Annotated in this window: 26 protein-coding genes; 15 read left to right on the top strand and 11 right to left on the bottom strand. The window is 70.7% G+C overall.

Annotated features, from left to right (window positions below; genetic code table 11):
• Positions 1-2: 2 nt before the first annotated feature.
• The gene (locus ACFW16_RS13090) at positions 3-1,355 is read left to right on the top strand and encodes an MFS transporter (protein ID WP_380305519.1); all 1,353 of its coding nucleotides are present in this window, start codon (positions 3-5) and stop codon (positions 1,353-1,355) included.
• Between the two features lie 16 nt (positions 1,356-1,371).
• Here the strand turns inward: ACFW16_RS13090 and ACFW16_RS13085 are convergent, their stop codons facing one another.
• From ACFW16_RS13085 to lgt, 4 genes are all read right to left on the bottom strand, one after another.
• Positions 1,372-2,304 carry a ribose-phosphate pyrophosphokinase gene (locus tag ACFW16_RS13085; protein ID WP_380305517.1) on the bottom strand — a complete coding sequence of 311 codons (933 nt, stop codon included), beginning with the start codon at positions 2,302-2,304 and terminating at the stop codon, positions 1,372-1,374.
• A 188-nt stretch (positions 2,305-2,492) separates the two neighbouring features.
• Positions 2,493-3,254, bottom strand: a complete 762-nt coding sequence (pgeF, locus tag ACFW16_RS13080; RefSeq protein ID WP_380305515.1) for a peptidoglycan editing factor PgeF — start codon at positions 3,252-3,254, stop codon at positions 2,493-2,495.
• Between the two features lie 52 nt (positions 3,255-3,306).
• A complete protein-coding gene (locus ACFW16_RS13075; protein WP_380305513.1) occupies positions 3,307-4,389 on the bottom strand; it encodes a class I SAM-dependent methyltransferase in 1,083 nt (360 codons plus the stop codon).
• Positions 4,386-5,210 carry a prolipoprotein diacylglyceryl transferase gene (gene lgt / locus ACFW16_RS13070; protein WP_380305511.1) on the bottom strand — a complete coding sequence of 275 codons (825 nt, stop codon included), beginning with the start codon at positions 5,208-5,210 and terminating at the stop codon, positions 4,386-4,388. The genes ACFW16_RS13075 and lgt overlap by 4 nt, the downstream gene beginning before the upstream one ends.
• A 122-nt stretch (positions 5,211-5,332) precedes the next feature.
• On the opposite strand from lgt, the gene ACFW16_RS13065 reads away from it, so the two are divergent.
• Positions 5,333-5,728, top strand: coding sequence for an accessory factor UbiK family protein (locus ACFW16_RS13065; RefSeq protein WP_380305508.1), 396 nt, complete (start codon positions 5,333-5,335; stop codon positions 5,726-5,728).
• A gap of 181 nt (positions 5,729-5,909) precedes the next feature.
• Positions 5,910-6,419 (top strand): YbjN domain-containing protein, encoded by a 510-nt coding sequence (locus ACFW16_RS13060; protein WP_138887742.1) that lies wholly within the window; start codon positions 5,910-5,912, stop codon positions 6,417-6,419.
• Between the two features lie 200 nt (positions 6,420-6,619).
• Here ACFW16_RS13060 and ACFW16_RS13055 read toward each other — a convergent pair whose 3' ends face one another.
• Positions 6,620-7,648 (bottom strand): hypothetical protein, encoded by a 1,029-nt coding sequence (locus ACFW16_RS13055; RefSeq protein WP_380305506.1) that lies wholly within the window; start codon positions 7,646-7,648, stop codon positions 6,620-6,622.
• A 202-nt stretch (positions 7,649-7,850) separates the two neighbouring features.
• Between ACFW16_RS13055 and ACFW16_RS13050 the strand changes: the two genes are divergently transcribed.
• The 5 genes from ACFW16_RS13050 to ACFW16_RS13030 all read left to right on the top strand — a co-directional run bounded on the left by ACFW16_RS13050 (position 7,851) and on the right by ACFW16_RS13030 (position 11,858).
• Positions 7,851-8,744: an arginase family protein gene (locus ACFW16_RS13050; protein WP_380305504.1), complete on the top strand. Its 894-nt coding sequence runs from the start codon at positions 7,851-7,853 to the stop codon at positions 8,742-8,744.
• Positions 8,745-8,915: 171 nt separating this feature from the next.
• Positions 8,916-9,728, top strand: coding sequence for a chromate resistance protein ChrB domain-containing protein (locus tag ACFW16_RS13045; RefSeq protein ID WP_380305502.1), 813 nt, complete (start codon positions 8,916-8,918; stop codon positions 9,726-9,728).
• Between the two features lie 10 nt (positions 9,729-9,738).
• Positions 9,739-11,133, top strand: a complete 1,395-nt coding sequence (gene chrA, locus ACFW16_RS13040) for a chromate efflux transporter (protein ID WP_380305500.1) — start codon at positions 9,739-9,741, stop codon at positions 11,131-11,133.
• A 69-nt stretch (positions 11,134-11,202) separates the two neighbouring features.
• Positions 11,203-11,448: a type II toxin-antitoxin system Phd/YefM family antitoxin gene (locus ACFW16_RS13035; protein WP_380305498.1), complete on the top strand. Its 246-nt coding sequence runs from the start codon at positions 11,203-11,205 to the stop codon at positions 11,446-11,448.
• Positions 11,448-11,858, top strand: a complete 411-nt coding sequence (locus tag ACFW16_RS13030) for a type II toxin-antitoxin system VapC family toxin (RefSeq protein WP_380305496.1) — start codon at positions 11,448-11,450, stop codon at positions 11,856-11,858. Before ACFW16_RS13035 ends, ACFW16_RS13030 begins: the two co-directional genes overlap by 1 nt.
• A 25-nt stretch (positions 11,859-11,883) precedes the next feature.
• Here the strand turns inward: ACFW16_RS13030 and ACFW16_RS13025 are convergent, their stop codons facing one another.
• Positions 11,884-12,303: a GFA family protein gene (locus ACFW16_RS13025; RefSeq protein WP_380305494.1), complete on the bottom strand. Its 420-nt coding sequence runs from the start codon at positions 12,301-12,303 to the stop codon at positions 11,884-11,886.
• 107 nt (positions 12,304-12,410) lie between these two features.
• Between ACFW16_RS13025 and ACFW16_RS13020 the strand changes: the two genes are divergently transcribed.
• From ACFW16_RS13020 to ACFW16_RS13010, 3 genes are all read left to right on the top strand, one after another.
• Positions 12,411-13,037, top strand: coding sequence for a glutathione S-transferase family protein (locus ACFW16_RS13020; protein WP_380305492.1), 627 nt, complete (start codon positions 12,411-12,413; stop codon positions 13,035-13,037).
• A 98-nt stretch (positions 13,038-13,135) separates the two neighbouring features.
• Positions 13,136-15,478 (top strand): bifunctional salicylyl-CoA 5-hydroxylase/oxidoreductase, encoded by a 2,343-nt coding sequence (locus ACFW16_RS13015; RefSeq protein WP_380305490.1) that lies wholly within the window; start codon positions 13,136-13,138, stop codon positions 15,476-15,478.
• A 368-nt stretch (positions 15,479-15,846) separates the two neighbouring features.
• Positions 15,847-17,499 (top strand): FAD-dependent oxidoreductase, encoded by a 1,653-nt coding sequence (locus tag ACFW16_RS13010; protein WP_380305488.1) that lies wholly within the window; start codon positions 15,847-15,849, stop codon positions 17,497-17,499.
• Between the two features lie 66 nt (positions 17,500-17,565).
• On the opposite strand, the gene ACFW16_RS13005 is transcribed toward ACFW16_RS13010, so the two are convergent.
• From ACFW16_RS13005 to ACFW16_RS12985, 5 genes are all read right to left on the bottom strand, one after another.
• Positions 17,566-18,231 carry an HAD-IA family hydrolase gene (locus tag ACFW16_RS13005; protein ID WP_380305486.1) on the bottom strand — a complete coding sequence of 222 codons (666 nt, stop codon included), beginning with the start codon at positions 18,229-18,231 and terminating at the stop codon, positions 17,566-17,568.
• Between the two features lie 124 nt (positions 18,232-18,355).
• On the bottom strand, positions 18,356-19,285 hold the full coding sequence (locus ACFW16_RS13000) for a glutaminase (RefSeq protein WP_380305484.1): 930 nt from the start codon (positions 19,283-19,285) through the stop codon (positions 18,356-18,358).
• Positions 19,286-19,292: 7 nt separating this feature from the next.
• On the bottom strand, positions 19,293-19,871 hold the full coding sequence (locus ACFW16_RS12995) for a GNAT family N-acetyltransferase (protein WP_380305482.1): 579 nt from the start codon (positions 19,869-19,871) through the stop codon (positions 19,293-19,295).
• Positions 19,872-20,000: 129 nt separating this feature from the next.
• Positions 20,001-20,507 carry a DUF2165 family protein gene (locus ACFW16_RS12990; RefSeq protein WP_380305480.1) on the bottom strand — a complete coding sequence of 169 codons (507 nt, stop codon included), beginning with the start codon at positions 20,505-20,507 and terminating at the stop codon, positions 20,001-20,003.
• Entirely contained in the window at positions 20,507-21,640 is a 1,134-nt protein-coding gene (locus ACFW16_RS12985) for an ABC transporter ATP-binding protein (protein WP_380305478.1), read from the bottom strand. The genes ACFW16_RS12990 and ACFW16_RS12985 overlap by 1 nt, the downstream gene beginning before the upstream one ends.
• 254 nt (positions 21,641-21,894) lie before the next feature.
• Here ACFW16_RS12985 and ACFW16_RS12980 point away from each other — a divergent pair, with 254 nt between their 5' ends.
• The 4 genes from ACFW16_RS12980 to ACFW16_RS12965 all read left to right on the top strand — a co-directional run bounded on the left by ACFW16_RS12980 (position 21,895) and on the right by ACFW16_RS12965 (position 24,820).
• Positions 21,895-22,896 (top strand): lysylphosphatidylglycerol synthase domain-containing protein, encoded by a 1,002-nt coding sequence (locus tag ACFW16_RS12980; RefSeq protein WP_380305476.1) that lies wholly within the window; start codon positions 21,895-21,897, stop codon positions 22,894-22,896.
• Positions 22,897-23,520: a CDP-alcohol phosphatidyltransferase family protein gene (locus tag ACFW16_RS12975; RefSeq protein WP_380305474.1), complete on the top strand. Its 624-nt coding sequence runs from the start codon at positions 22,897-22,899 to the stop codon at positions 23,518-23,520.
• A gap of 66 nt (positions 23,521-23,586) precedes the next feature.
• Positions 23,587-23,787 (top strand): (2Fe-2S)-binding protein, encoded by a 201-nt coding sequence (locus ACFW16_RS12970; RefSeq protein WP_342236718.1) that lies wholly within the window; start codon positions 23,587-23,589, stop codon positions 23,785-23,787.
• A gap of 70 nt (positions 23,788-23,857) precedes the next feature.
• Positions 23,858-24,820, top strand: coding sequence for a nucleoside hydrolase (locus tag ACFW16_RS12965; RefSeq protein ID WP_380305471.1), 963 nt, complete (start codon positions 23,858-23,860; stop codon positions 24,818-24,820).
• Positions 24,821-24,953: the final 133 nt, after the last annotated feature.

Here is a 24,953-nt window from a genome sequence, read left to right as displayed (position 1 = left end):
AGATGGGCGGGTTTTCGGCACGCGGATCGGTATCGGTCGCCCCCTATGTCACGGTGCGGGAGGGCGCCCCGGGCGCCCGGCAGGAGCGCGGCTGGTCGGCGCAGCAGGCGCTGGTCGTGGCCCTCTGCTTCGTCATCAACATGCTCGACGGCATGGATGTGCTGATCCTGTCCTACATCGCGCCCAGCCTGTCGGCGGATTGGGGCGTGAGGCCGGACCGGCTGGGCGTGGTGTTCAGCGCCGGGCTGGCCGGCATGGCGATCGGCGGGCTGTTCGTGGCGCCGCTGGCCGACCGCTACGGCCGGCGCCGGCTGATCCTGGTCTCGATCGTGCTGATGACGGCGGCGATGATCGCCAGCGGCTTTGCCGACACCATCGGCCATCTCATCGCTCTGCGGCTCATGGTCGGTATCGGCATCGGCGCGGTGCTGGCCAGCATGGCGGCGCTGACCGCCGAATACGCCCCGCCGCGCCACCGCGACTTCGCCGTCGGCTTCCTGCAGGCCGGCTATCCGATCGGCGCCACCATCACCGGCTTCGTCGTCGCCTGGCAGCTGCCGATCCATGGCTGGCACGCGATGCTGCTGGGGGCGGGGCTGCTGTCGGCGGCGACGATCCCGGTGGTGGCCCTGCTGCTGCCCGAATCGATGGACTTCCTGGCCCGCCGCCAGCCCGCGGGCGCCTTGCCGCGGATCAACCGGTTGCGCCGCCGCTTCGGGCAGGAGCCGCTGGCGCGGCTGCCCGACATCACGCAGGAGGCCGCCGCCGAGGCCGGGCCGCGCGGCCTGTTCGCGCAGGGCCGCACCGGCTCGACCCTGCTGCTGTGGCTGGCGATCATCCTGTGCTTCATGACGCTCTATTTCGTCATCAGCTGGATCCCCAAGCTCGCGGTCGAGGCCGGGCTGGACACCGCCGACGCGATCTATGCCGGCGCGATCTACAATATCGGCGCCTTCTTCGGCACCGCCTCGATCGGGCTGATCGCGGCGAAGGTCGATCTGCGCCGCCTGATCTTCCTGTACCTGCTCGGGGCGGCCGCGGCGCTGATCCTGTTCGGATCGGGCGTGCTGCCGCTGGGGCCGCTCCTGATTGCGGCCTTCCTGATCGGCGTCGCGGTGCAGGGCGGGTTCAACGGCCTCTACCCGCTGGCCGCCCGGCTGTACCCGGCCGAGGCGCGCGGCACCGGGATCGGCTGGGCGATGGGCGTGGGTCGGATCGGGGCGGTGATCGGGCCGCTGCTCGGCGGCTGGCTGCTGGCCGCCGAGGTCTCGCTGCCCGTGATCTTCGTCGTCTTCGCGGTGCCGGTGGTGCTGGGCGGCGCCTGCGTGCTGCTGATCCGGACCGGCCCGCGCTGAGGCGGGCCGGACGCGCTCACTGGAACAGGCTGGAGACCGACTTCTCCTCGGCGATGCGCAGGATCGCCTCGGCCATCAGGGGCGCGATGGTGAGCTGGCGGACATTGTGGCTCAGCCGCACCGCCTCGGTCGCCAGGATGCTGTCGGTCGTCACCATCTCCTTGATCGGCGAGGCGCCGACGCGGGCCACGGCGCCGCCCGACAGCACGCCGTGGCTGATATAGGCGAAGACCTCGGACGCGCCGCGCTCCATCAGCGCGACGGCAGCATTGCACAGCGTGCCGGCGCTGTCGGCGATGTCGTCGATCAGGATGCAGCGGCGGCCGTCGATGTCGCCGATCACGTTCATCACCTCGGACACGCCGGCGCGCTCGCGCCGCTTGTCGATGATGGCGAGGTCGGCATCGAGGCGCTGCGCCACCGAGCGGGCGCGGACCACGCCGCCGACATCGGGCGAGACGATGACCAGGTTGTCGCTGGGGAAGCGGCCGCGGATGTCCTTCACGAACACCGGCGCGGCCACCAGGTTGTCCAGCGGGATGTCGAAGAAGCCCTGGATCTGGCCGGCGTGCAGGTCGAGGGTCAGCACCCGGTCGGCGCCGGCGCGGGTGATCAGGTTGGCCACCAGCTTGGCCGAGATCGGCGTGCGCGGGCCGGTCTTCCGGTCCTGGCGGGCATAGCCGTAATAGGGCATCACCGCGGTGATCCGGCGGGCCGAGCCGCGGCGCAGCGCGTCGATGGTGACCAGCATCTCCATCAGGTTGTCATTGGCCGGGAAGCTGGTCGGCTGGATCACGAACACGTCCTCGCCGCGGACGTTCTCGAGGATCTCGACGAAGACCTCCATGTCGGCGAAGCGCCGGATCTGGGCCTTGGTCAGCGGGATTTGCAAATAGGCGGCGATCGCCTCGCAGAGCGGGCGATTGCTGTTGCAGGCGATGATCTTCATGGGGGGCGGCTCGGTGGTCTCGGGCGGTGGCCGGGGCCGGATGCGGCTGCGTATATCCCGCGCGCATCGGGGTGTAAACGGACTTCACGCAATGCTGACCCCGAATTGTCACATCATCATCATCAGCACACAGCCGCCGAGCAGCGCCAGGACGATGAACAGGAACAGGGTGATCAGGTGAGGCACGACTATCCACCCGTCAGCAGGATCGCCGAGATCTGCCGGCCGTAATCCGGCTCCTTGCGCAGAGTGGTGCGGCGATAGCTGAAGAAATGGTCCTCGCGCGCCAGCGTGTCGAGCCCGGTGACGGCGACCGCGCGCAGCCCGGCGCGGCGCAGGCGCCGGGCGACATAGCCCGGCAGGTCGAAATGCGGCCGCGCCCCGGGGGTGTGGAAGAAGCCGGCGCTGTCCGGATCCTCGACCAGGAACCGGTCGCGGAATTCGGGGCCGACCTCGTAGCTGTCCGGCCCGATGCAGGGGCCGACGGCCGCCGCGATCCGCTCCGGCACCGCGCCGAGCGCGCGCATCGCCGCGATCGTGGCGTCGGTGACGCCGCCGAGCGCGCCTTTCCAGCCGGCATGGGCGGCGCCGATCACCCCGGCCTCGGCATCGGCGAACAGGATCGGCGCGCAATCGGCGGTGAGGATGCCCAGCGCCACGCCCGGCCGGTCGGTGACCATGGCGTCGGCCCGGGGCGACGTCTCCGGCGTCCAGGCCCCGGTCACGGTCACGACCTCGGGGCTGTGCACCTGGTAGACGGTCAGCAGCGCCTCGGCGGCCCCCAGCTCGCGCCGGCAGCGGTCGCGATTCTCGGCCACCGCGTCGCGCCGGTCGCCGGAGCCGAAGCCGCAGTTGCGCGAGGCGAAGATACCCTCGCTGACGCCGCCGGTGCGCGGGAAGAAGCCGTGGCCGATGCCGGGCAGGGCGGACAGGGCGTCGACGGTGATCACGAGGCGGGCTCCGGCCGATACGGACCAGGACGGAATAGCATCGCCGGCCCGCTCAGGGAAATCCCGCCGGCGCGCCGAGGCTGGGCGCGGCCAGGGCCAGGACCTTGAACAGCGCGCCCATCTGCTGCGGCCCGGCCAGCCGCTCGACCGCGGCGTCGAGCTCGGCGGCGCGGGCGGGGGAGGCCGTCTTCAGCTGAGTCGCGCGGGCGCGCAGCCCCAGCGCCTCCAGGAACGCGCCCTGGGTCACCGGGCCATGGGCGGCGGCGCCGGCCTGGGTCGCGGCCTGGGCCAGGGCCTGGAAGTCGACATGGGCGGTCAGGTCGGCCTCGCCCGGCGCGTCCAGCGGATCGGCGAAGGCGTGGCGCCGCACGGCCTGGAAGCTGTCGCCGGACGCGCTGCGGGCCGGGCCGTAATCGACGATCAGCGCGGCGCCGCCCTGCTGCGCCAGGCGCCGGCCGAGGAGGGCGGCGTGCGACAGCCCGGCCGGGCAGGCCTCGGCGATCGAGCCTTCCGGCGCGCCCCGCACGGAGTCCGGGATCAGCGCCAGCCCGGGATCGGCGCGGGCCGACAGCTCCCAGCGCAGCCGGCCGGCCGGCTCGTCCCAGCCGATCAGCCGCTCGTGCCAGCCCTTGGCCCCGCGCTGCCATTGCCGGACCGGCAGGGCGTCGAAGAACTCGTTGGCGACCACCAGCGCCGGCCCCTCGGCCAGGTCGGCCAGCCGGTCCAGCCAGGCGGGAGAGGCGTCGGCCAGCCGCGCCGCCTGGGCCGCGCGCAGGGCCGGGCTGGTCTCGACCAGATGCAGGCGCAGCGCAGCGCGGAAGCCGGGCGCGGCGCGGCCGATCGCGCGCAGCGCATCCTGCATCAGCGTGCCGCGGCCGGGGCCGAGCTCGACCAGCAGCACCGGGTCGGGCGTGCCCATCCGCTGCCAGAGGTCGGCGCACCACAGGCCGATCAGCTCGCCGAAGACCTGGCTGATCTCGGGCGCGGTGGTGAAGTCGCCGGCCGCGCCCAGCGGATCCTGCCGGATGTAGTAGCCGTGCCGCGGGTGGCCCAGCGCCTCGGCCATGTACTGCGCCACCGTCAGCGGGCCGTCGATGGCGATGCGGCGGCGCAGCAGGTCGAGCAGCGCGGTCACGTGCTCGGCGACGGGGCCGGGGCCTCGACCGCCGGCCGGCGGGCCGCCCACAGCACGATGGCGAGCCCGACGAGGACCATCGGGATCGACAGCTGCTGGCCCCGGGTGAACCAGTCGGTGCCCATCAGATAGCCCAGCTGGGCATCCGGCTCGCGCACGAATTCGACCAGGAAGCGCGACACGCCGTACCAGGCGATGAAGGCGCCCAGCACGATGCCCGGCCGGGCCCGGATGCGCTGGCTGGCGGCGAGCGGCAGCAGGATCAGGAACAGCACCAGCCCTTCGAGTCCCGCCTCGTACAGCTGGCTGGGGTGGCGCGGCGCCGGCCCGGCATTGGGGAAGACCATGCCCCAGGTCACCCAGGGCTGGGTGACCACGCGGCCCCACAGCTCGCCGTTCACGAAATTGGCGATGCGGCCGAAGAGCAGCCCGATCGGCGCGGCGGCGGCCACCACGTCGCCCAGCAGCAGCGGCGAGAAGCCGCGCCGCCAGGCGAACAGGACGATCGCGGCGGCGACCCCGAGGAAGCCGCCGTGGAAGGACATGCCGCCATGCCAGATCTCCAGGATCGACAGCGGGGCCGACAGGTACTCGTCGAGATTGTAGAACAGGACGTAGCCGAGCCGGCCGCCCAGGATGGTGCCGATCACCGCCCAGGTCAGGAAGTCGTCCAGCGCCGCGCGGTCGGGCGGCAGCGCGGTGCGGCGGGTCAGCCACAGCGCGTAGCGCCAGCCCAGGAGAAAGCCGGCGATGTAGGCGAGGGCGTACCAGCGGATCGCGATGGGGCCGATCTGCAGGGCGACCGGATCGAACCAACCCATGTGTGTTCCCGTTCCGGGGGGCGAAGCGTGCCCTTATAGGCGTGCGGTCCAGCGTGTTGCAACGCGGGGAACCGGCGGCCATATTGTCCGATGATGATGACCTGTCCCGGATACCGCCTGCGATGCCCTTCGACACCAAGCTGATCGACGATCTGGTCCGCGTCGCGACCGGAGCCTTCGGTGCCGTCGCCGGCGTGCGCGAGGAGGCGAGGACCCGGCTGCGCGAGCAGTTCGAGCACATCCTGTCGAGGCTCGACGTGGTCACCCGCGAGGAGTTCGAGATCGTCCGCGCCCTGGCGCAGCGGGCGCGCGAGGAGCAGGAGCTGCTGGCCGCCCGCGTGGCGGCGCTGGAAGCCGCGCCGAAGCCGGCCGTGGAGGCGAAGCCCGCGGCGGCGAAGCGCCCGGCCACCAAGCGCACGGCCGCGGCGGCCAAGCCCGCCCGCAAGGCCAAGGCCGCCCCTTCGTCGGCCGCCCCTGCGCCGAAGGGCCGCAGGGTTCGTACCAAGGCGGTGGACTGAATTTCGTCACAAATCATCCACAACTTTTGTCGTGACGGCGGTGCATATCGGTTGCGCCCAACAAGCCCTTGTGCGACCGTTGTCTTGGAAAGGCTGTAATGGTTAACACCACTACACATTGGGTATTGGCCGCATGCGAGCGCCATAGATGTGCCTCGCCGCGGTACGGGAGCGGAGGATCATGACCACAGCGTCCCAGACCTTCGAGGAAGCCGCCTTCACCCAAAACCCCCTCGACACGCTCGAGGAAATCATCGGCGCCAATGATTGGAGTTTCGAGCGGGCCAGCAACGAGGAGATGCTGGCCGAGGTCGCCGGCCGGTGGTGCAGCTATCGCCTGTTCTTCTTCTGGCAGGAGGAGATCAGCGCCATGCAGTTCTCCTGCCAGTTCGACCTGAAGGTGCCGGAGAAGAAGCGCCGCGACGTGGCGGAGCTGCTGGGAATCATCAACGAGCGGATGTGGCTGGGCCATTTCGACGTCGACTCCGAGGAGCTGACGCCGATGTTCCGGCACACCACGCTGCTGCGCGGCGCCCAGGCGGCGAGCCAGGAGCAGCTCGAGGACCTGGTCGACATCGCGCTGACCGAATGCGAGCGCTTCTACCCGGCCTTCCAGTTCATCCTCTGGGGCGGCAAGAGCGCCAGCGAGGCGGTCTCCGCCGCGATCCTGGACACGGTCGGCGAAGCCTGAGCCGGCCGATGCGGCCCTGACGACGAGCCCGGCTTCCCGGGAGGCCGGGCTCTCTCGTGTCGTCGGAGCGGCTTCGGGCCGCATGCCGCGCCGATCGCCGGCATGACCTGCTGCGCGCAAGGGCGGCACTCCGCCCGGAGACCGTTTGAAAACCGCGCCCGGCGCGGTCGCTTGGCGGCGTCCCCGGAGCGTCCGGGTGCTCACGACCTCTTGTCCGCCGCGCTCCGGTTCCCGGAGCCGCCGTCGGCCGGCTCTTGCTCGGGCAGGCCCAGGCGCCGTGCCAGGGCGGGCGGCCTGAGCAGCGTGATGCCGTGCCGCTTGGCATAGGCCGCCTGGCGCTGGAATTCGGCTTCGTCCGGGTCGTCCGGCGGTGGCCGGGGGTCGGGCGGCACGGCGCGTTCGGCTGCCATAGCCCGGGCAGACCTGACGAGGGCGTCGCTGGCACCGGCCCGCCAAGGCTCGTCGGGGACGGGCAGCTTCATGATGACGTTGTCGTCGTCGTCGAAGACCTCGCCGGTGTCGACCCTGGCCAGGTAGGAGGCGTCCCCCGGGAGGCCTAGATCGGCGGCGGCGATGCAGCAATAGGATGCGGATTCGGTGATGGCCTCGTCCGAGATCCAGTCGCCGGCGTTGTAGCCGGGCGGTGCGAGGCCGCCGTCCCATGCCTTCGGGCCGGCGGCGGCCGGATCGGCCTTGGCCGCGGCGAGGCCGGCGGCGAGGGCGCGGCGGGAGAGGCCGATGTCGCGGCCGAGGCGCAGGATCAGGGTTTGGATCGGCAGGGCGGTGTCGGCGAGGTCGGCGTCGATGCGCTCGTTCTCGGTCAGCTTTTCCCAGAGCCCGGTGGTCAGGCGTTCCCTGGCCTCGGGCTTGCCCGCGGCGATGGCGCGGCAGACGCGCTCGGCGACGGCTTGGCGCCGATGGTCCTTCTCGTCCTGCCGCCGGTCCCGGTGGGCCTCAGCCTTGCGCTGCGCCGCCTCGCGCTGCTGGCGCAGCCTGGCCTTCAGCGCAATGGCGCGGCGGATGCCGAGGAACAGGCTGTTGAAGCCGGCCTCGGCCTTGCCGGCGCGGTCGAGATCGCCGGCCTTGAGGGCGGCGAGTCCTTGAGCCTGGAAGCCCGCAGCCAGCGCCTCGGCGAGAGCGGCCATGCGGGACAGCATCGCTGCGTCGGCCTCGTCCGCGGCCGGCGAGGCGGCGGAGGGAGTCCCGGCATTGATCGCGGCATCGACCATGTCTATATGAGAACATAACGGGAACATAGAGTCAAGCGAAACCGCACCCCGATTGAACGGTCATCGCAATGCCAGGGGCCGGAGACGCTGGATGGCCACGCCCCTGCGGGCTCGCCATGACGGTTCTCTGCGGCGAGGGTCCCGCCCGAGGAACCATCCCGCCGTCGCGGCTGTTCCAGCCCACAACGGCTGGAGCCCGCCGATGCCGACCCGCCGCCATGCGATCCTCGAAGCGCCGTCCACGTTGGGTCTGGCGACCGACGGCGTGGAGGGCCTGCCCGACCGGCTCCTCGCGCTGGGCCTGGCGGAGCGCATCCTGGCGCGCCGCGCCGGGCGGTTGGCCGTGCCGCCGAAGGATCCGGTGCCCGACCCCGAGACCCGGACCCTGAACGCCAAGGCCATCGCGGCATGGTCGCCCAGGCTCGCCGACGCGGTGGAGGCGGCGCTGGACGCGGGCGAGTTCCCGGTGGTGCTGGGCGGCGACTGCACGATCCTCTTGGGCCCGATGCTCGCGCTGCGGCGGCGCGGCCGCCATGGCCTGCTCTTCATCGACGGCAATGCCGACTTCTTCCAGCCTGAGGCGGAGCCCAACGGCGAGGGCGCGTCCATGGACCTGGCCTTCGCCACCGGGCACGGGCCGGCGCTTCTGACCGACCTCGAGGGCCGCTCCCCGCTGGTCCGGGCCGAGGACGCCGTCGCCTTCGCCTTCCGCGATCACGAGGACCAGGCCGAATTCGGCAGCCAGCCCCTGCCGCCGGAGCTGCGCGCCTGCGATCTTCCCGCCGTGCGCCGCATGGGGGTGGAGAACGCCGCCCGCGCGGCGGTCGAGCACCTGACGCGGCCGGAGCTGGACGGCTTCTTCATCCATCTCGACGCCGACTGCCTCGACGACGCCATCATGCCGGCGGTCGATTTCCGCGTGCCGGGCGGCCTGTCATGGGACGAGCTCGGGGCCGCGCTCCGCATCGCCCTGGCGAGCGGCAAGGCGATCGGCCTCGAGGTCGCCATCTACAATCCGCGCCTCGACGAGGACGGCGGCGCCGGCCGCGGCCTGGCCGATGTGCTGGCCGCGGTCCTCGGACCGGCGGCGCGATGACGTCGCGTCTCTGCAGGACCTGAAGCCGTACCGATCGGCAATCCGCGCATCGCCTGTCCTTGCCGGTGCCGCGGCTGTGCGCGTATAGTCAGCGCAAGGGGTCATTCGCGACTACCCCGTGAGGCGGCAGCCCAAAGATCGCGTCCATGGTCCTCATCGAGGATGGACGCCATGCCGTCGAACACCGAGATCACCGTTCCGCAACTGACCCGTCTCGTCGGCCTGCCCGGCGCGCCGACGATCGTCGACGTCCGCACGGCCGAGGATTTCGAGGCCGATCCCCGCCTGCTGCCGGCCGCGCAGCGCCGCGACTTCCGATCGGTCGCGGCCTGGGCGAGGGACCTGGCCGGCCACAAGGTCGTCGTGGTCTGCCAGAGAGGGATGAAGCTCAGCCAGGGCGTCACCGCCTGGCTGCTGCACGAGGGAGCCAGGGCCGAAAGCCTGGAGGGCGGCTTCGAGGCCTGGCGGGATGCCGGCGGGCTGCTGGTCGAGACCGGCCGGCTGCCGCCGCGGGACGAGGCCGGGCGGACCGTCTGGGTCACCCGCGCCCGGCCCAAGGTCGACCGCATCGCCTGCCCCTGGCTGATCCGCCGCTTCGTCGATCCGAACGCCGTGGTCCTGTTCGTCGCGGCCGCCGAGGTGCCGGCGGTCGCCGACCGCTTCCAGGCCACGCCCTTCGACATCGACGGCGTGTTCTGGAGCCATCGCGGCGAGCGCTGCACCTTCGACACCATGATCGAGGAGCTCGGGCTGGCCTCGGGGGCGCTCGACCGGCTCGCCACCATCGTGCGCGGTGCCGACACGGCGCGGCTCGACCTCGCGCCGCAGGCGGCCGGCCTTCTGGCCGCCTCGCTCGGCCTGTCGCGCATGCATCGCGACGACCTGGATCAGCTCGCGGCGGGGCTGGCGCTGTACGACGCCTTCTACCGCTGGTGCCGGGACGCGACCGAGGAGACGCACAACTGGCCCTCGAAGCCGGCGTGAGGGCAGGGCCATGACGATCACCGCCGCCGACAAGGCCGCGCCCGCCGCGCCGGCCGTCCCGAGCTTCGCCGAGGCGGCCAGGGTCTGGGCGAGGATCGGGCTGCTCAGCTTCGGCGGCCCGGCCGGGCAGATCGCGCTGATGCACAAGGAACTGGTCGAGGAGCGCCGCTGGATCGGCGAGCAGCGATTCCTGCACGCGCTCAACTACTGCATGCTGCTGCCCGGGCCGGAGGCGCAGCAGCTGGCGATCTATATCGGCTGGCTGCTGCATCGCACGGCCGGCGGCCTGGTGGCCGGGATCCTGTTCATCCTGCCCGGCACCGCCGTCATGCTGGGCCTCAGCATCCTCTACGCCCTCACTCGCCAGGTCGCGCTGGTCGATGCCCTGTTTCTGGGCGTGAAGGCGGCCGTGCTCGCCGTCGTGGTCGAGGCGGTGCTGCGGATCGGCAAGCGGGCGCTGAAGACCCGCGCCCTGGTCGCGATCGCCGCCGCGGCCTTCATCGGCATTTACGCCTTCCATGTGCCGTTTCCGCTGATCGTGCTCGCCGCCGGGATGTGCGGCTGGATCGGCAGCCGCCGGGCGCCCGGGCTGTTCGCCTCCGCCGGACACGGCGGGGGTGCCGCGGCCGACGCCGGGGGCGTGGTCGACCGGATGTTCGAACGCGGCGAGCTCGGCCATGCCGACCCGTCCTGGCGACGGGCCGCCGGAATCCTGGCGCTGTGGCTGCCGGTCTGGCTCGGGCCGGTCCTGCTACTGTGGCTGGTGGCAGGGCCGTCCGCGATCTGGACCCAGATCGGCGGCTTCTTCAGCCTGATGGCCGTGGTCACCTTCGGCGGCGCCTATGCGGTGCTGGCCTATGTCGCCCAGGCCGCGGTCGACGGCTTTGGCTGGCTCGCACCCGGCGAGATGGCCGACGGCCTCGGCCTGGCCGAGACCACGCCCGGGCCGCTGATCCTGGTGCTGCAGTTCGTCGGCTTCCTCGCCGCGCACCGGGCGCCCGGCGGCCTCGACCCGCTGCTCGCCGGGGGCCTCGGGGCGCTGCTGACCGTCTGGGTCACCTTCGCGCCGTGCTTCCTGTGGATCTTCCTCGGCGCGCCCTATGTCGAGGCACTGCGCGGCAACCGGGCGGTCTCGGCGGCGCTGTCGGCGATCACCGCCGCGGTGGTCGGGGTGGTGCTGAACCTGGCGCTGTGGTTCGCGCTGCATGTCGTGTTCCGCGAGGTGCGGGGCTTCGACATCCTCGGCGTCGGCCCCGATTTGCCGGTGCTGGCGAGCATCGACTGGCGGGCGGCGGTCCTCGCGGTGGCCGCGCTGATCGCGATGCTGCGGTTCAAGGTCGGGATGATCCCGACGCTCGCGGGATGCGCGGTGGCGGGGGTGGTGTTTGCTCAGCTTCCGGCGTAACACCAAACTTGGATGGCGCACTTTTCGTATCCTCCTATATGTAGTAACATACCTACATTGGAGGTGCCGATGAGCATCACGACCCTGTCCAGCCGCGAATTCAACCAGGATGCCAGCCGGGCGAAACGGGCGGCCGAGAACGGGCCGGTCTTCATCACCGACCGTGGCCGGCCGGCCCATGTCCTGCTCACCATCGAGGACTACCAACGCCTGGCCGGCGGAGGCGCGACCATCGTCGATCTGCTGGCGATGGACGAGGAGGCGGAGCTGGAGATCCCGCCGAGGCGCGATCCCGCCCGGCCGGCCGACCTCTGATGTTCCTGCTCGACACCAGCGTCGTCTCGGAACTGCGCCGCCGGCAAGCCGACCCCAACGTCGCCGCCTGGGCCAGGTCCGTCCCGCTCCCTGGCCTTTTCCTCTCAGCGATCACCATCGAGGAGATCGAGATCGGAGTCATGCTGGCGGAGCGCCGCGACCCCAGGCAGGGTGCCACTCTGCGCGGCTGGCTGGAGAATCAGGTTCTGACGTCCTTCGCCGATCGGATTCTTCCGGTGGACGTCACCGTGGCCCGCCGCAGCGCGGCGATTCACGTCCCCGACCCTCGGCCCATCCGCGACGGGCTCATCGCCGCGACCGCCTTGGTCCACGGGCTCACTGTCGCGACCCGGAACACGACTGATTTCGATCCCACCGGGGTGCCCACGTTCAATCCCTGGCTATCGTAAGCCGTCGAACCTGGCCTCAACCTGCCTACGAAGCGGACACCGGCCCCGGCTGGCGCGGGCTGGACGGGAGGGCCGGGTCGACATGGCCCCAGCTCGGGGCCGAGGCGGTCCAGATCACGCTCGCCGGGCGGGCGATCTCCGGGTCGTCCAGGGCGCCGGCCCGCACCACCATGTAATCGGGCTCCTCCAGCGCCTCGCTGAACAGGGGCGTGCCGCAGGCCGGGCAGAAGCGGCGGCGCATCGTCGCGCCGCTGTCCGCCCGGCTGAGATATTCGCCGGTCTCGCCGATCACGGTGAAGCCGTCGGTCCGGAAGATCACGCCGATCGAGGCGTTGCCGGAGGACAGGTACTGGCAGTCGCGGCACCAGCAGGCGCGCGCGACGATGGGCGGCTGGTCGAAGCGGAAGCGGACGGCGCCGCAGAAGCATCGGCCGGTGACGGGCATGGCGCTGTCCTCCCCCTCGCTGCTGAGGAAGTGAAGGCCGGGCCGGGCGCGATGGCAACCCCCTGGTGCCTTTACAGCGCTGCCGGCTCCGGCCGATCCTGCGGCCCATGATCCTGATCGGCCAATTCGATTCGCCCTTCGTCCGCCGCGTCGGCATCGCCCTGACGCTGTACGGCCTGCCGTTCGAGCACCGGCCATGGTCCGTCTTCGGCGACCCGGAGAAGATCCGGCCCTACAACCCGCTGACCCGCGTGCCGACGCTGGTGCTGGACGACGGCGACACGCTGATCGAGAGCCACTGCATCCTCGACCATCTCGACAGCCTGGTGCCGGCCGAGCGCGCGCTGTACCCGCGCATCGAGCCGGACCGGCGCCGGGCGATGAAGGTCGCGGCGCTGGCGATGGGGGCGGCGGAGAAGGCGGTCAGCCTGTTCTACGAGCAGCGGCTGCATCGCGAGGTGTCCGAGGTCTGGGTCTCGCGCTGCCGGGGGCAGATCGCCGACACTCTCGCCATCCTCGAGGCCGACCGCGCCGGCCGGCCCGGCGAGCATTGGTTCGGCGGCCGGCTCGGCCATGCCGACATCGCCGTCGCCGTGGTGCTGCGCTTCCTGGCCGAGGCCCATCCCGGCCTGGTCCCGGCGGCGGCGATCCCCGCGCTGGCCGCCGACGCGGCCCGGCTGGAGCAGCTGCCGGCGTTCCAGGCGATCGCGCAGCCCTTCGCACCGCCGGCCTGACCGCGAGCGGATAATACTTTAAGCCTAAAGCAATTCGCCGTACTCTCGCTGGACGTGGCCGGAGGAGCGCGCGTCCGGCCCGGGACGGGAGAGACGGGATGCGGATCACGGTCATCGGCGGCGGTCCGGGCGGCCTGTACTTCGCGCTGCTGACCAAGAAGGCGCGGCCGGGCTGGCACGTCGCGGTGCATGAGCAGAACCGCGCCGACGACACCTTCGGCTTCGGCGTCGTCTTCTCCGACGACACGCTGGAGGAGTTCCTGTCGCGCGACCCGGAGTCCTATGAGCGGATCCGCGACCGCTTCGCCTACTGGGACGATGTCGCCATCCACTACCGGGGCGAGAGCATCCGCTGCGCCGGCAACGGCTTCTGCGGCATGTCGCGGATGACGCTGCTGCAGATCCTGCAGGAGCGCTGCCGCGAGGTCGGGGTCGAGCTGTCCTTCTCCGAGCGGGTCGACCCGGCGGCGCTCGAGCAGCGCTTCGCCGATTCGGACGTCATCGTCGCCGCCGACGGCATCAACTCGCCGATCCGCGAGCATTTCCGCGACGCCTTCCGGCCCGAGGTCTCGATCAAGGCCAACCGCTTCTGCTGGATGGGCTCGACCCGGCCGATGGGCGAGTTCAACTACTTCTTCCGCCAGACCGAACACGGCGTGATCTGTGCCCACACCTATCAGTATGAGGCGGACCGCTCGACCTGGGTGTTCGAGATGGACGAGGCCTGCTGGCAGGGCCACGGCTTCACCGAGGCCGACGAGGAGGGCTCGCGGGAGAAGCTGGCGGCGATCTTCACCGAGGAGCTGGAAGGGCATCCGCTGCTGCTGAACCGGTCGATGTGGCGGCGCTTCCCGCGGATCTTCTGCGGGCGCTGGTGGCACAAGAACATCGTGCTGCTGGGCGACGCCAAGGCCTCGGCGCATTTCTCGATCGGGTCCGGCACCAAGCTGGCGATGGAATGCGCCATCGCCCTGTCGGACGCGGTGGTGGCGCAAGCCGAGACGAATGTGGAGGCCGCCTTCGCCGCCTATGACAAGGCCCGCCGCACGCCCTGCCAGGTCACCCAGCACAATGCCGACGTGTCGCTGGCCTGGTTCGAGCACATGAACCGGTCCTTCGACATGGACCCGATGCAGTTCGCCATGGTGGTGATGTGCCGGGCCAAGTCGATCACCTACGACAATCTCCGCATCCGCGACCCGGAGTTCGTGCGCCGGGCCGACGACGCGTTCTATGAGCGCTTGTTCCGCGAGACCGGCGACGACTATCGCGCCAGCCGGCCGACGCCGATGTTCACCCGCTTCCGGCTGCGCGGCATGGAGCTGAAGAACCGGGTGGTGATGTCGCCGATGGCGCAGTATTCCGCCGACCGCGACGGCAACCTGACCGATTGGCACTTCGTGCACTACGCCTCGCACGCCCTCGGCGGCATGGGGCTGATGTTCGTCGAGATGACCTGCCCGTCGCCGGACGCCCGGATCAGCCTGGGCTGCGCCGGGCTGTGGACCGACGCGCATGAGGCGCAGTGGAAACGGCTGGTCGATTTCGTGCACGGCCACGGCGATACGAAGATCGCCATGCAGCTCGGCCATTCCGGGCGCAAGGGGTCGACCCAGCTGGGCTGGGAGAAGGCGGACCATCCGATCGCCGATCCGGCCGGCAACTGGCCGGTGGTCTCGGCCTCGCCCTTGCCCTGGATCGAGGGCGTCAGCCCGGTGCCGGCGGAGATCGACCGCGCCGGGATGGACCGGATCAAGGCCGATTTCGTGCAGGCCACCGCGCGGGCCGCGCGCGCGGGCTTCGACCATCTCGAGCTGCACTGCGCCCATGGCTACCTGCTGGCCTCGTTCCTGTCGCCGCTGACCAACCGGCGGACGGACGCGTATGGCGGGACGGCCGAGAACCGGCTGCGCTATCCGCTGGAGGTGTTCCGGGCGATGCGGGAGGTCTGGCCCGAGGATCGGCCGATGTCGGTGCGCATCTCCGCCACCGACTGGGCGGAGGGGGGCATCGGCGAGGACCAGGTCTTCGCCATCGCCGAGGCTTTCCGCGACGCCGGCTGCGACCTGATCGACGTCTCCGCCGGCCAGACCGTGCCGGACCAGAAGCCGGTCTATGGCCGCATGTTCCAGGTCCAGTTCGCCGAGGCGATCCGCAACGTGCCGAAGCTGGCGACCATGGCGGTCGGCGCGATCACCGAGCCGGGGCAGATCAACACCATCCTGCACACCCGCCGGGCCGACCTCGTCGCGCTCGGCCGGCCGCATCTGTGGAACCCGACCTTCGTCCGCCAGGCCGAGGCCTGGTACGGCGTGCGCGGCCAGGCATGGCCGCAGCAGTACTGGCCCGGCCGCGACCAGGCCTTCCGCGAGATCGCCCGGTCGGCCGAGAAGCAGGCCGAGCTGCAGGTCAAGGCCCGGCCGAGACGCCATGGACGGTGACGCCGTGCCGGGAATGCCGTCCAGCGCCGTACGATGACGACGACCGTGGCATTGAGGTTCGTTCCTCCTAGCGCTCATGCGGACATGGAGGGCGCAAACACCCTCGACCAAGATGATGATCCTATCAACCGACGGATCAGCCGGGTGGCGATCGGGTGTGCGGCATTGCGTAAGTCCTGTTGAACAAAGGGAGAGTTCCAGGCTCGGCTTAGCCTCGCAGACGACCGGCATACCTCTTGTGGCGATACGCCCACGGACAGCATTCCTTTATTTCGGGACGTCGTGAAATCCTGGTGCCGTGAACCCCGCAGAGGGGCGTTCCGGCCCCGGGAGCCCGTCGGCGTGTCGCGGTCAAGTGAAGGTGCTGCATGATCATCGATGCGCGTGGCGTGCCTGACGGCCTGAGGATCGATGCCGAGATCTGCATCGTCGGCGCCGGTGTCGCGGGCATCGCCCTGGCCCGGGAATTCGCCCGGGTGGGACTATCGACCTGTGTCATCGAGGGCGGGGGCTGGACCCGGGACCAGGAGTCGCAATCCCTCTATGAGGGGGAGTCGACAGGGATCCCGTACGACCTGGTGAATACCCGCAGCCGCCATGTCGGCGGCAGCTCGAATTGCTGGGGTGGCTGGTGCAGGCCCTTCTCGCCGATCGACTTCGATACTCGATCCTGGGTGGACGGCAGCGGATGGCCATTTGCCCTGGCCGACCTGTCGGACGCCTATCGGCGGGCCCGCGACCTGCTGCAGGTCGGGCACCTGCCCGACGATCCCGGCTTCTGGCTTGACCGGCTCTCCCGGCGGGTCCGGAACCTGCCCTTGCCGTCGGGGGCGATCGAGACGCGGATCGCCCATTTCAGCCCGCCGGCGCGCCTCGGACGCATTTTCCGGCCGGAGCTGGAGCGGTCGTCGTCGATCAGGCTGCTGCTGCACGCCAATGCGGTCGGCGTGGCGGTCGACCGGTCGGGGACCCGGGCCGAAGGCGTCCGCATCCGGACCGAAGGCGGAAGGAAGATCTTCGTCAGCGGCCGGGAAGTGATCCTGGCGGCCGGCGGGATCGAGAATGCGCGGCTGATGCTGCTGTCGAACGACGTCCAGCCCGCCGGCCTCGGCAACGGCCACGATCTGGTCGGACGCTATTTCATGGACCATCCGCGGATTCCGCTCGGCCGGATCACGCTGCGCGATCCATACGGGCGGCGCCTCTTCCATGACGTGCGCTACAGCTTTCACAATCCGCGGCTCGCCGTCGACGGCATCTCCGCCAGCGCATATTTCGGGTTGTCGGAGCAGATACAGCGGGCAGAAGGGCTGCTGCAGTGCCGGACCTATCTGTTCGCCTGCTACCCCGAGGACGAGCACCCGGCGGTGGACGGGGCCCGGCGCATCCGGGATGCGCTGCAGCACCGATCGCTGGCGATCGGCGGCCGGGCCGCGCTGAGCGTCGTGGCGGGCGCGCCGAGCGTGGCGCGCGCCCTGCTGCGCAGCGGCGGCATGATCGCGCCCCCACCGAGGCATCTCATACCGATCAGCGTGCTCGAGCCGGTTCCCGATCCCGAAAGCCGGGTCACCCTGTCCGAGAGGAAGGATCGCTTCGGCTTCAATCAGGTCCGTCTGCACTGGCGGGTCGGTGAGCTGGAGCGGCGCACGCATCTGCGCATGCTCTCGCTGCTGAAGCGGGAGATCGAGGCCGCCGGGCTCGGTTCAGTCGAGATCGCCGGCGACGAGATCGCCGAGGACAGGTGGCGCAACGCCGTCACCTGGGCCTGGCACCATATGGGAACGACCCGGATGCACCCCAGTCCGCGGCTCGGCGTGGTCGGCACGGATTGCCGCGTGCACGGCCTGAGCAATCTCTATGTGGCCGGCAGCTCGGTGTTTCCGACGGGCGGCAACGATATGCCGACGCTCACCATCACCGCCCTGGCGCTGCGCCTTGCCGACCATCTCCGGGCACAGCGCGAGACGAGCATCCCCGTCGCGGCGGAGGCCCTGGCCGGGCCGCGGCCGAGGGTGGCCTGACGCATGCGAGGCATGCCGCCGTCCGGCCCCTCGCCCGGGGGAGGCCCGGCCACGCGACGTTCCGCCCTATGGATGGCTCGGATCCGCCTGCAGGCCGAGCACCAGCCGGCCCGCGCCGTTGACCGTGACGGCGAGGTCCTCGTAGTCGGCGATCACCGGATGCCGCGTTGCCATCGGATGGGCGTGGGTGGCGCCGACGACCATGACGGAGGCGCCCGACGCCTCGGCCGAGGCGATGCCGGCCGGCGCGTCCTCCCAGACCAGGCAGTCCTCGGCGGCGACGCCCAGCCGCTCCGCCGCGGCCAGGAAGCCATCCGGCGCCGGCTTGCCGCGGGCGACATCCTCGGCGGTGACCAGCACCGCGGGCGGGACCAGGCCGGCGGCGGCGAGGCGCTTGGCCGCCAGCGCCCGCGGCGCCGAGGTGACGATCGCCCAGCGGTCCGGCGGCAGGGCGCGCAGGAACCGCTCCACCCCGGCGATCGCGACCACGCCGTCGACATCGTCGATCTCGGCCCGGGTCAGCTCGGCGGCCTCGCGCTCCACATCCGGCACGCCCCAGCGGCGGATGGTCTCGACCGCGCGCACGCCGTGCATCGTCTCGACCACCGCCGCGGGGTCGAGCCCATGCCGCTCGGCCCAGCGGGTCCAGACGCGGACGGCCGAGGCGATGCTGTCGATCAGGGCGCCGTCCATGTCGAACAGGAAGGCGGCATAGCTTCGCTGCATCAGCATCGGTGTGTCCATTCCGTCGTCGGGAGGCGGGCACGATGCCCGAGCGGAGCGAAGCGCGCCAGCACCGCCCGCGGCATGGGCGCCATTCGCCGATGCGGGCTGAGGCAGGCGCCGTTGCATCGGCTCACGGGCCGAACACGGACCAGCCCATCGCCTTGGCCAGCCGTTCCAGCGCCAGGGTGCCGAGCAGCGAGTTGCCGTGCTGGTTCAGCCCGGGCGACCAGACAGCGACCGAGGCTCGACCCGGCACGATCGCCAGGATGCCGCCGCCGACGCCGCTCTTGCCCGGCAGGCCGACGCGGAAGGCGAAGTCGCCCGAGCCGTCGTAATGGCCGCAGGTCAGCATCAGGGCGTTGATCCGGCGCGCCCGCTCCGGCGACACCACGCGGTGCCCGGTCGACAGGCGCCCGCCGCCATCGGCCAGGAAGCGGCCGGCGGTGGCCAGCTGCCGGCAGGTCATGGCGATGGCGCATTGATGGACATAGACGCCGAGCGTCAGCTCCACCGGATGCAGCAGGTTGCCGAAGGACTTCATATAGGCGGCCAGCGCCATGTTGCGGTAGGCGGCGCCGGCCTCGGACCGCGCCACCTTTTCGTCGATGGCGATGCCCTCGTCGTCCGCCAGCCAGCGGACGAAGCGCAGGATCGACCCGATCGCCTCGCGCGGCTGGTGCCCGGCCAGGACCACGTCGGTCACCACCAGCGCGCCGGCATTGATGAAGGGGTTCCGCGGCACGCCCTGCTCGTGCTCGAGCTGGACGATCGAGTTGAAGGCGTTGCCCGACGGCTCGCGTCCCACCCGCCGCCACAGCGCGTCGCCGATGGCGCCGAGCGCCAGCGTCAGGGTGAAGACCTTGGAGACGCTCTGGATCGAGAACGGCATCTCGGCGTCGCCGGCGCAGTGGACGCCGCCGTCGAGGGTGGCGACCGCGATGCCGAACCGGCCGGCATCGACCTTCGCCAGCTCCGGGATATAGGTCGCGACCTCGCCACGCCGTTGCTCCCGCGCCATGGCGTCGGCGATGCCGCCGACGACGTCGCCCAGATCCGGCATGCCCGGCTCAGCCCTCGCGGTCGATCGTCATGTACAGCGCGGCGCCGTCCGGCGTGTCGATCGGTCCCCGACGCTGGAATCCGGCCTTCTCATAGGCGCGGATCGCGGCGGCGTTGGCCGGGGCCGGGTCGACCTGGATCCGCGCCGTCTCCGGTAGGGCCAGCAGGCGGCGCAGCACCAGCTTGATCAGCCGGGTGCCCATGCCGCGGCCGATCACATCGGTCTCGCCCAGGAACAGGTCGATGCCGAAGGTCTGGCGCGGCAGCTGGTGCGCCGCCCAGTAGCTGTCCGGGTTGGCATGGTAGACATGCATGTAGCCGATCGGCCGGCTGCCCTCGCAGGCCAGGAACGGCGCGATGTTCGATTCGACCAGATGGGCGGCGATCTGCGCCAGCTCCTCCTCCGGGTCGCCCCACCAGCGCATCACATGCGGCCGCTCCAGCCAGCGGGCGATGATCGGCAGGTCCTCGATGCGCAGCGCGTTCAGGCCGATCGACGGGTCGACCGCATCGGCGATGCGCTCATCCGCCAGCTTCAGCGCGACCGGGTCCGGCCCGGCCGCGGGGAGGGGATGGTCATCGCTCATGCCGCGCCGGGGGGGGCGATCTATCGCCGCGTCGGAGGGGGGAGGGACTCATGGACGGCATCGGTGCTGCGAACGGGTCAAGAACCTGTACCCGATCGCGGCGGGCGGTCAAAGAGTCTCCTGTGCCGATCACAGATCGTACGGCAGCTCCTCGTCCCGCTGATTCAGGAACAGGAGGACGATGCCGGTGACGGTCAGGAACAGGTGGGCGGCGGGCTGGCCGTTCCACTCCTGCGACTGCCACATCGCGAACCACTCGCCGCCGATGACGACGAAGCCGAAGGCGTAGAGCAGGAAGCCCATGCCGACGCCGGCCAGCGCCACCGCCTTGGCCCGGGCGAAGATGGCGGTGGGTGCGTCCCAGCGCGCCGCCATGCGCACGGTGCCGGCCCAGCAGACCAGCGCGGTGGCGACCTCCCAGGCGATGATCAGGGCATAGGCCGCGTGGGCAGCCCCTGGAACGTCGATCGCCCGCCACATCAGGGCGGGCGATCGGAAGGTCGTGTCCATCGCCAGCACATGCCGGACGAAGGCGAAGTTGGAGCCGTAGTCGATCAGGTTGCCGACCGCGACCAGGGTGAAGAACAGAGCGACACCGGCTGTGGCCAGGATCTTGAGGACCCTGGCCGTCAGCATCAGTGGGCCATCGCCGGCTCGCGGCCGATATCGGCCATCGGGTGCCGCTCCGCCCGCTGCAGCGCCTGGCCCTGGGCGTCGAACAGGTGGCAGGTGTCGGCCGAGAAGCCGATCTGGATCTGGTCGTTGGTCTTGACCCGGCTGTCGCCGCCGGCCTGCACCGTCAGCATGCCGACCTCGGTCTTGACGTAGAGATAGGTCTCGCCGCCCAGCCGCTCGACCACCAGAACCTGGCCGGGAATGGTGGCGGCGCCGGTGCCGTGCTCGTTCATGTGCTCCGGCCGGACGCCGAGCGTGACCTTGTCGCCGGCCTTGGCCCGGCCCGGCTGCACCGGCACGGTGACCGAGCCGCCGCCCGGCAGCCCCACCGTCGCGGTGGCGCCGTTCGACGCGGTGACCTCGGTCTCGATGAAGTTCATCTTCGGGCTGCCGATGAAGCCGGCGACGAAGAGGTTGTCCGGGTGGTGGTACAGCTCGAGCGGCGAGCCCACCTGCTCGATCCGGCCGGCGCTCAGCACCACGATCTTGTCGGCCAGCGTCATCGCCTCGACCTGGTCGTGGGTGACGTAGACCATGGTGGCGTTCAGGTCGTTGTGCAGGCGGGCGATCTCGATCCGCATCTGCACGCGCAGCGCCGCGTCCAGGTTCGACAGCGGCTCGTCGAACAGGAACACCTTCGGGTTGCGCACGATGGCGCGGCCGATGGCGACGCGCTGGCGCTGGCCGCCCGACAGCTCCTTCGGCTTGCGCTTCAGCAGGTGCTCGAGCTGCAGGATGCGGGCGGCGTCGCCGACCTTGCGCTCGATCTCGGCCTTGTTGGTCTTGGCGAGCTTCAGGCCGAAGGCCATGTTCTCGTAGACCGTCATGTGGGGGTAGAGCGCGTAGCTCTGGAACACCATCGCGATGCCGCGCTCGGCCGGCGGCAGGTCGTTGACCCGCTGGCCGTCGATGGCGAGGTCGCCGGAGCTGATGTCCTCGAGGCCGGCGATCAACCGCAGCAGGGTCGACTTGCCGCAGCCCGACGGACCGACGAAGACGACGAATTCGCGGTCGCGGATGTCGAGATCGACGCCCTTGATGATCTCGAGGTCGCCGAACGACTTACGAATGCCACGGAGCGTAACGCCAGCCATGTTTCCTCCACTGCGCAAACTTTGTCCGCACCATATCCAGCACGGGCGGTCGAGGCCAGCATTTTGGGACCCCGGATGTCAAATGGTCTGATGTTTGAACGAATCTGATTCGGGAACGCCCGTCTGCCGGCACCCCGCCGGGGACCTGCGATCGATTGACAGGGACCCGGTCCCGCCCCTTAATCCGCCGGCCCGAGAGGAGCCGACATGTCGAGCCGCCTTGATCTCATGACCGCCAGGACCGGCGCCGCATCGTGAACCGGCATGCGATCAGGCTCGCCACCGCGCTGGTCGGGCTGGCCGGGCTGTGCGGCATCATCGCTCTGGTCGCCTCGCAGAACGTCGACGCCGTCCTGCGGCTGCTGCTCGGCGCCAGCGGCGGCATCCTGCTGGTGGTCGCCTTCCACCTCCTGCCGATGGCGTGCTCGGCGATGGCGTGGCGCGCCGCGATGCGGCCGCTGTGGTCGGCCGGGCCGGGCATCTTCCTGTGGGCGCGGCTGGTGCGGGAGTCGGCCAATGCGGTGCTGCCGGTGGCCCAGGTCGGCGGCAACGTGCTGGGCGCCCGGGTGCTGGCGCTGCACGGCGCCGGCACGCTCCCGGCCGGCGCCGGGATGCTGGTCGACCTCACCCTCGAATTCCTGACCCAGATCCTGTTCTTCGCCATCGGCCTGGTGGTGCTGCTGCTGATCGGCGGCGGCGACGCGCTGCGCTGGGCCGGGCTCGGCCTCGGCGTGGCGGTGCTGATGGGCATCGGCTTCGTGCTGGCGCAGCGCTGGGGCATGTTCCGGCTGTTCGAGAATCTGCTCGGCCGCATCGCTCAGCAGTTCGACTGGCCGGCGTTGGGTTCGCTGTCCGGCCTGCACGACACGGTGCTGAAGATCTATCGCGACCGCGGCGCCATGGCCCGGGCGGCCGCCTTTCACCTCACCGCCTGGGTGCTCGGCGCCGGCGAGATCTGGCTGGCGCTGCATGTGCTGGGCGCCGAGATCGGTTTCGCCGAGGCTCTGGTGATGGAGAGCATCGGCCAGGCCGTCCGCACCGCCGCCTTCCTGGTGCCGGGCGCGCTCGGCATCCAGGACGGCAGCATCCTGGCGCTCGGCGTGATGTTCGGCCTGCCGCCGGAGCTCGCTTTGTCGGTGGCGCTGGTCAAGCGCCTGCGCGAGCTGCTGCTGCATGCGCCGGCGCTGTTGATCTGGTACCTCATCGAAGGCCGGCGCCTGCTGCGGACGCCGGATGTCGCACGCGAGCAGGCCTGAATGTCGATCTACACCCAGCCCCACACCTCCTGGACCCACCGCCTGACCCGGATGATGGTCCGGCCCCTGGTCGGCACAAGGGTCACGCCGAACCACCTGACCACGGCGCGCCTGGTCACCGGCCTCGCCAGCTGCGCCGCCTTCGCCGTCGGCGACGCGCAATGGACCGTCTGGGGCGGGGTGATCTGGCTGGTCTCCTGCCTGCTCGACCGCGCGGATGGCGAGCTGGCGCGGCTCGGCAACAGCTCCTCGCCCTTCGGCCATCTCTACGACACGATCTGCGACCTCGCGGTCAACGCGCTGATGTTCCTGGCGATCGGCATCGGGCTGCGCACCGGCTGGCTGGGCGAAGCCGGGCCGCTGCTGGGCCTCATGGCCAGCGCCGGGGTGCTGGCGGCCTCGATCCTGTCGACCAGGCTGGAGGCGGCGGGCGCAGTCGAGACCAAGGCCTATGTCGGCATCCTCGGCTTCGACTTCGACGACGCGTTGTACCTGTTCGCGCCGGCGGCCTGGTTCGGGCTGTTCCCCTATATCCTGATCGGCGCGGCGGTCGGCGGGCCGTTCTTCGCCATCCTGACCGCGGTGCGCCTCCGCGCCGCACGGGCGGAATCGCAGGCAGGATAGAGCGCCTATTGACACTCATTCGCAATCTCATCTAAATCCGGCGCGACACACCGGAGCCGCCGACGCATGTACATCTGCATCTGCAACGCCCTGAACGACACTCAGATCCGGTGTGCCGTTGATTCAGGGGCGAAGACCGCGGGGCAGGTCTACGCCGGGCTCGGCTGTGCCCCGCGCTGCGGCAAATGCGTCACCTCGATCCGCCGGATGGTGAACGAGGCCACCCGCGAGCAGGACGACGCGCCGGTCCTCCTCGCCGCCGAATAAGCCGCCTCTATACGGCGCCGCGCCGCGGTGCTAGCCAGCCTCCCGAGAGAGTTCCGAAGGGGAGGCCGCGATGGCGGAGACCAGGCGCATCATCATCGACACCGATCCGGGCCAGGACGACGCCATCGCCATCCTGCTGGCGATGGGCTCGCCCGAGCTGGAGATCGCCGGCCTCACCACCGTCGCCGGCAACGTGCCGCTGTCGCTGACCACCGCCAATGCGCTGAAGCTGTGCGAGCTGGCCGGGCGCACCGACATTCCGGTGGTCCAGGGATCGATCCGCCCGCTGGTGCGGCCGCTGGTCACCGCCGAGGCGGTGCACGGCAAGACCGGCCTCGACGGCTCCGGCCTGCCTGATCCGACCACGAAGCCGGTCCCCGGCCACGCGGTCGACTGGATCGTCGACACGATCATGGCGGCGCCGGAGGGCACCTACACGCTGTGCCCGCTCGGCCCCCTGACCAACATCGCCGCGGCGCTGGTGCGCGAGCCGAAGATCGCGCCGCGGATCCGCGAGATCGTGTTCATGGGCGGCGGCTTCTTCGAGGGCGGCAACACCACCCCGGCGGCCGAGTTCAACATCTATGTCGACCCGCATGCCGCCCATGTGGTGCTGACCAGCGGCATCAAGCTGACCATGGTGCCGCTCGACGTCACCCACAAGGCGCTGATCTCCCGCGCCTGGCTGGACAAGGTGGCGGCGCTCGGCACGCCGGTGGCCAAGAGCGTGGTCGGCATGCTGGACTTCTACGAGCGCTTCGACATGGACCGCTACGGCACCGCCGGCGGCCCGCTGCACGACCCCTGCGTCATCGCTTATCTGCTGCGGCCGCAGCTGTTCGGCGGCCGAGACTGCCATGTGGCGGTCGAGCTGGCGGGCGAGCACACGCTGGGCATGACGGTGGTCGATTGGTGGGACATGGCCGCGAAATGGAGCCGCCCGGACGCGAAGCCGAAGAACTGTCGCGTGCTGCGCGACATCGACGCCGACGGTTTCTTCGAGCTCATCTACCAGGCGCTGCAGCGGCTGTGAGAGACCGTTTGGAAATGCTACTGGTGCGGCCGTCTGGCGGCGGTTTCTCCGCTTCCGGTGCTCACGGACTCAAACGTCCGCTGCGCGCCGGTTCTCGAAACCACCGCCAGCCGACTCACACCAGCGCATTTCC

This window comes from Inquilinus sp. NPDC058860 (genome assembly GCF_042743185.1).
Taxonomy (GTDB): domain Bacteria; phylum Pseudomonadota; class Alphaproteobacteria; order DSM-16000; family Inquilinaceae; genus Inquilinus.
The sequence above is the reverse complement of the archived record's forward strand: the minus strand, read 5'-3'. Positions and strand labels throughout refer to the sequence as shown.

Bases quoted from the DNA above. Each gene is read 5' to 3' on its own strand.
- ACFW16_RS13030 (WP_380305496.1), top strand. From the start codon at position 11,448: ATGTTCCTGCTCGACACCAGCGTCGTCTCGGAACTGCGCCGCCGGCAA.
- ACFW16_RS12985 (WP_380305478.1), bottom strand. From the start codon at position 21,640: ATGGCTGGCGTTACGCTCCGTGGCATTCGTAAGTCGTTCGGCGACCTC.
- ACFW16_RS13050 (WP_380305504.1), top strand. From the start codon at position 7,851: ATGCCGACCCGCCGCCATGCGATCCTCGAAGCGCCGTCCACGTTGGGT.
- ACFW16_RS13025 (WP_380305494.1), bottom strand. From the start codon at position 12,303: ATGCCCGTCACCGGCCGATGCTTCTGCGGCGCCGTCCGCTTCCGCTTC.
- ACFW16_RS13035 (WP_380305498.1), top strand. From the start codon at position 11,203: ATGAGCATCACGACCCTGTCCAGCCGCGAATTCAACCAGGATGCCAGC.
- ACFW16_RS13055 (WP_380305506.1), bottom strand. From the start codon at position 7,648: ATGGTCGATGCCGCGATCAATGCCGGGACTCCCTCCGCCGCCTCGCCG.
- chrA (WP_380305500.1), top strand. From the start codon at position 9,739: ATGACGATCACCGCCGCCGACAAGGCCGCGCCCGCCGCGCCGGCCGTC.
- ACFW16_RS13000 (WP_380305484.1), bottom strand. From the start codon at position 19,285: ATGCCGGATCTGGGCGACGTCGTCGGCGGCATCGCCGACGCCATGGCG.
- ACFW16_RS12995 (WP_380305482.1), bottom strand. From the start codon at position 19,871: ATGAGCGATGACCATCCCCTCCCCGCGGCCGGGCCGGACCCGGTCGCG.
- ACFW16_RS13020 (WP_380305492.1), top strand. From the start codon at position 12,411: ATGATCCTGATCGGCCAATTCGATTCGCCCTTCGTCCGCCGCGTCGGC.
- ACFW16_RS12990 (WP_380305480.1), bottom strand. From the start codon at position 20,507: ATGCTGACGGCCAGGGTCCTCAAGATCCTGGCCACAGCCGGTGTCGCT.
- ACFW16_RS13010 (WP_380305488.1), top strand. From the start codon at position 15,847: ATGATCATCGATGCGCGTGGCGTGCCTGACGGCCTGAGGATCGATGCC.
- ACFW16_RS13065 (WP_380305508.1), top strand. From the start codon at position 5,333: ATGCCCTTCGACACCAAGCTGATCGACGATCTGGTCCGCGTCGCGACC.
- ACFW16_RS13015 (WP_380305490.1), top strand. From the start codon at position 13,136: ATGCGGATCACGGTCATCGGCGGCGGTCCGGGCGGCCTGTACTTCGCG.
- ACFW16_RS13060 (WP_138887742.1), top strand. From the start codon at position 5,910: ATGACCACAGCGTCCCAGACCTTCGAGGAAGCCGCCTTCACCCAAAAC.
- ACFW16_RS12965 (WP_380305471.1), top strand. From the start codon at position 23,858: ATGGCGGAGACCAGGCGCATCATCATCGACACCGATCCGGGCCAGGAC.
- ACFW16_RS13045 (WP_380305502.1), top strand. From the start codon at position 8,916: ATGCCGTCGAACACCGAGATCACCGTTCCGCAACTGACCCGTCTCGTC.
- ACFW16_RS13090 (WP_380305519.1), top strand. From the start codon at position 3: ATGGGCGGGTTTTCGGCACGCGGATCGGTATCGGTCGCCCCCTATGTC.
- ACFW16_RS12975 (WP_380305474.1), top strand. From the start codon at position 22,897: ATGTCGATCTACACCCAGCCCCACACCTCCTGGACCCACCGCCTGACC.
- ACFW16_RS12970 (WP_342236718.1), top strand. From the start codon at position 23,587: ATGTACATCTGCATCTGCAACGCCCTGAACGACACTCAGATCCGGTGT.
- lgt (WP_380305511.1), bottom strand. From the start codon at position 5,210: ATGGGTTGGTTCGATCCGGTCGCCCTGCAGATCGGCCCCATCGCGATC.
- ACFW16_RS13085 (WP_380305517.1), bottom strand. From the start codon at position 2,304: ATGAAGATCATCGCCTGCAACAGCAATCGCCCGCTCTGCGAGGCGATC.
- ACFW16_RS13005 (WP_380305486.1), bottom strand. From the start codon at position 18,231: ATGCTGATGCAGCGAAGCTATGCCGCCTTCCTGTTCGACATGGACGGC.